This window comes from Mesorhizobium sp. P5_C1 (assembly GCF_054049815.1).
Genome location: NZ_JBFULQ010000858.1, coordinates 1 through 1,635, shown reverse-complemented (window position 1 = coordinate 1,635; position 1,635 = coordinate 1). Strand labels below are relative to the sequence as shown.

At 62.2% G+C, this 1,635-nt stretch carries 3 protein-coding genes; 2 read left to right on the top strand and 1 reads right to left on the bottom strand.

Annotated elements, in window-relative coordinates; all coding sequences use genetic code 11:
* Positions 1–39: 39 nt before the first annotated feature.
* A complete protein-coding gene (locus ACXJ7R_RS31995; protein ID WP_457155298.1) occupies positions 40–354 on the top strand; it encodes a phage baseplate plug family protein in 315 nt (104 codons plus the stop codon).
* 9 nt (positions 355–363) lie between these two features.
* On the opposite strand, the gene ACXJ7R_RS31990 is transcribed toward ACXJ7R_RS31995, so the two are convergent.
* On the bottom strand, positions 364–654 hold the full coding sequence (locus tag ACXJ7R_RS31990; RefSeq protein ID WP_457155297.1) for a hypothetical protein: 291 nt from the start codon (positions 652–654) through the stop codon (positions 364–366).
* Between the two features lie 177 nt (positions 655–831).
* On the opposite strand from ACXJ7R_RS31990, the gene ACXJ7R_RS31985 reads away from it, so the two are divergent.
* Positions 832–1,635 (top strand): baseplate hub protein (locus ACXJ7R_RS31985; RefSeq protein WP_457155296.1); only part of this gene is annotated, 804 nt, incomplete at its 3' end.

Below are 1,635 nucleotides of genomic sequence, written 5' to 3'. Positions count from 1 at the left end.
ATTCCAGACCTCGTCTGGTCTGCCAGCCGGAGGCCTGTGATGGTGATCATMCCGCTGCAGGCGGTGCCGAACCAAGCCGTCAGCGTGACGCTCGGCAACCAGGTCTCGCAGGTCAACATCTACCAGAAGGACACGGGCCTGTTCATCGACCTCTTTGTCGACAACACGCTCGTGATCGGCGGCGTCATCTGCCAGAACCTCAACCGGATCGTGCGGTCGGTCTATCTCGGGTTTTCCGGCGATCTCGTCTTCATCGACAACCAGGGCGACAGCGACCCGGTCTTCTCCGGGCTGGGGACGCGCTACAGCTTGGCCTACCTGTCGCCGGCCGACCTTCTGGCCGGCCAGGGCTGAGGTGCCGGATCAGTTTCCGAGAGCGACCTGGAGGGAGGAGACGACCGAGCGGGCCTTCGCCTCACCGAGCCGGAGCGCCAGATATTGGCTCGCCCCGATCATGTCGGCGATGGCCTCTTCGATGGCCGTCTTGGATGCCCGCGCCCGAGGGCCTTCTCTGTCTACGTATCGCATGGCAGCGGCCATGATCGCCTGATTGCGGCGTCGGTCTAACGGGCGCGCAGCCGCCAGATCGATGGTTGTCCCCATCGCAGGGATTGAGGTCTTCGAGCGGGGTGTGGTATTCGGCTGAGCAGCCATGGTGAGCCTCCAAACAGGTTCGCTTCGGTTAGGGTCGGTTGGAAGTTCCTAGCTTTCTTCCGGCCCGCTATACTCTCCGTGATATGTATTGGCTGGTATAGCCAGAGTAAACTAACTTGTAACCGACCCGGTTACAAGGGGGTTTACTTCGGAATGATGCCCCGGGGAGCACAAAAGATGGCATTCAGCCGGAAGCAAATCACTGTCGAGTTCGATCTGGCAAACGGTCAGTTTGCAGGCGGCGGCAACACCGCAGAGGTCTTCGGCCTGCGCGTGTCCTGCAACATCGTCAATGCGGGGCAGGGCTCGGGGCAAGCCGAAATCTCGATCTGGGGCCTGCCGCTCGCGCTGATGAATCAGCTCAGCACAGTCGGCTCGCAGTATAACCAGATGTACCAGAACAGCATTTCTGTGCTCGCTGGGGACGACGAGACGGGCCAAAATCTCGTCTGGAGCGGCACCATCGTCTATGCCTACGTCGATGCGCAGGCGATGCCTGACGTGTGCTTTCGGGTCAGCTCGCTCCCGGGCGCGTTCCATGCCGCGAAGCCCATCCCGCCGCTCAGCATCAGGGGCTCGGCCGACGCCTCCCAGATGATGAAAAGCCTCGCTGGCCAGATGGGATTTTCGTTCGAGGACGCGGGCGTCAAGGTCAAGTTCGCCAACCCCTATTATCCCGGGACGGCATGGACGCAGGCGCTGGCGATCGCCCGCGACGGCGCTTTCGACGTCGGCATCGACCGGGGCACGATGGTGATCACACCGGCCGGCAAGGCGAGGGATGGGGACGCCGTGCTGATCTCGCCGCAAACCGGCATGGTCGGCTATCCCTTCTTCGAGCAGGCGTATGTCCTGGTGCGGGCGCTCTACAATCCCGCCGTGAAGTACCAGGGCCTGGTGCAAATCCAGAGTGACCTGACTCCGGCGTGTGGCACGTGGAAGGTCAACCGCCTCGAATATCAGCTCGAGGCGATGATGCCG

Excerpts from the sequence above, each read along its gene's own strand:
- ACXJ7R_RS31990 (WP_457155297.1), bottom strand. The coding sequence starts at position 654 with ATGGCTGCTCAGCCGAATACCACACCCCGCTCGAAGACCTCAATCCCT.